Source organism: Synechococcus sp. R55.7, assembly GCF_047461955.1.
Classification (GTDB): Bacteria; Cyanobacteriota; Cyanobacteriia; order Thermostichales; family Thermostichaceae; genus Thermostichus.
The window spans coordinates 1-2,060 of sequence record NZ_JANSIC010000175.1 but is presented as its reverse complement, the minus strand read 5'-3'; the positions used below and the strand labels follow the sequence as shown (position 1 = coordinate 2,060).

Genomic DNA, 2,060 nt, shown 5'->3' with positions numbered 1-2,060 from the left:
CTAAAGGAGCTGCAGCCACTACCCTGGTTTTGCTTGGATCCCTGGCTGGCCTGGCCTCGGTGGGGGTCAATATTGGCCCCTTAGTGGCCAGCCTAGGCTTTATTGGGCTGGGGATTTCCCTGGCTGCTCAGGATCTGATTAAAGATGTGATCAATGGGCTGTTGATTTTAATTGAAGATCAATTTGCCGAAGGGGATGTGATCGTGGTGGACGGGCGGGGCGGCCTTGTGGAACACATGGATCTGCGGCTAACCCAGTTGCGCAACACCGAAGGCAGCTTGATCTCCATTCCCAACAGTGCCATCCGGGTGGTGGAAAACCTCTCCAACGGCTGGTCACGGGTGGATCTGGGGATCATGATTGCCTATGAAAATGACCTGGAACAGGCGATACGCATCACCGAGCAGGTGGCTCTGCAGATGTACCGGGAGCCATCTTGGCGGGAAAAAATCCTCGAGCCCCCCGAAATGCACGGTGTCGATGATCTGGGGGAGCGGGGGATCACGCTGCGCATTTGGATCAAGGTGCAGCCTCTGCAGCAGTGGAGGGTGGCGCGGGAATACCGCCGTCGCCTCAAGCACGCCTTCGACCAAGCAGGGATCCAGATTCCTTTCCCACAGCAGACCCTCTGGTTCCACAGCCCCTTGGAGATGCGCATCCAGGGTCTCAGCCCAGAGGAGACCCACCGCTTGCTGCACCTGATGGAATCGCGGCTCGAGGCTCGCCTGCGGGAAAGGGATCCCGTTGCAAACGACTTGACAAATTGACAAAATAGGCGGCTGCCGAAAGCTTCTACCCTTAGCCGCTCAGCCGGCTAGCAGTTTCAACAGGGCGGTCGCGCCAGCAGGCCGCAAGTCTAGTGACTACTCATCGCCGATGATTTCCGGCTCAGTCAGTTCATCCGACATTTCGATGACAGCGCGGCGGATTGGCTTCATCCAGCCATCTTCTATATCATCCGGATCCTCGTAGCGGCGGCGCTTGGCGCGGTTGGCCACCTGTACCGTGATGCGATAGCGATTTTTGGAAGCGTTGATCAGAGCCTCTACCCGACGCATCAGCTCGTCATTGTCAATAGCCAGTTGATTCTTGCGGGAAGCCATAATCGCAGTCTTAAATCTTGATATCTTGTTGCCACCAGGATCCCAACGAGACTCCGTCCCGCTAACCCGAAAGGACTCCGTCCCGGTACCGCGATCCTAGCAGAGAACCTTCCAGTTCTTGCATTCCTGTAGCGTTGCATGGCAATAGGGTGGGACTTTTGCCAAGAACTCATTTGTCAAGATTTGTCAAGAACTCATTTGTAGAGCAGCTTGCTCTGCTCTTGTACAACTCACAGGGGCTGCTAATCCAGCAAAAACTGTACCCACTTCGGCGGGGGTGGCAGCGGGCAACGAAAGTGCTCCATCACCAGGGCGGCCACCAAATGCACCGTGAATACGTAGATGAGGGAATTGAAGGCAATAAATCCCACCACCACCACCTGAACCATCCAGGGTTCTGCCACCCAGTAGACGCCCCATCGGCTGAGGGACACATCCAGGAGCCAGTTGGTTAGGCCGGTAAGTTGAATGGTTACGTAGATCCAGAGGTTTTCCCCCACCAGTAGGGAGGAAAGCACCAACTGAAAGATCAAGCCCAGGGCGCTGAGCACAGCCCCGCTCACCACCGAGACGTACCAGGAAAGACGCTGCTGCCACAGGCGGGCACACCAATAGCCCAGCAGACCATAGGGAATGACATAGAGAATGCTGCGCGTGGGCCCTATCAGCACCGTCAGCAACAGGCCGGAGACCACCAGGGCCATTGCCCCTGTGCGGGGATCCCAGCGCATCACCGCCAGCGCCACCGGGATGGGGAAAAACAGACGTATAAAGGGGGCCAGCGGCGTGTAGCTCAGGATCCAGATCAAGGCCGCGGTACTGGCCAAAAAAGCCGTTTCCACCACCCTCAAAGCCGGAGAACGGGGAGGTGGGGGGGGTAAGGGAGGAAAGTCATCCTGCACAGAAGGCTGAGGCGGCGGGGGCACATCCAGAAAAGCACAACTTTTCCCAGCTTAG

At 57.1% G+C, this 2,060-nt stretch carries 3 protein-coding genes; 1 reads left to right on the top strand and 2 read right to left on the bottom strand.

Translation table 11 applies throughout. The features are described 5' to 3' along the window. The coding region (locus tag NW820_RS09540) for a mechanosensitive ion channel family protein (RefSeq protein WP_414407353.1) at positions 1-767 on the top strand (767 nt) is incomplete at its 5' end. 96 nt (positions 768-863) lie between these two features. Here NW820_RS09540 and NW820_RS09535 read toward each other — a convergent pair. Then, positions 864-1,103, bottom strand: a complete 240-nt coding sequence (locus NW820_RS09535) for a DNA-directed RNA polymerase subunit omega (protein ID WP_011433877.1) — start codon at positions 1,101-1,103, stop codon at positions 864-866. A gap of 242 nt (positions 1,104-1,345) precedes the next feature. Next, positions 1,346-2,029, bottom strand: a complete 684-nt coding sequence (locus tag NW820_RS09530; RefSeq protein ID WP_011433876.1) for a DUF2232 domain-containing protein — start codon at positions 2,027-2,029, stop codon at positions 1,346-1,348. Positions 2,030-2,060 lie beyond the last annotated feature (31 nt).

Excerpts from the sequence above, each read along its gene's own strand:
- NW820_RS09535 (WP_011433877.1), bottom strand. The coding sequence starts at position 1,103 with ATGGCTTCCCGCAAGAATCAACTGGCTATTGACAATGACGAGCTGATG.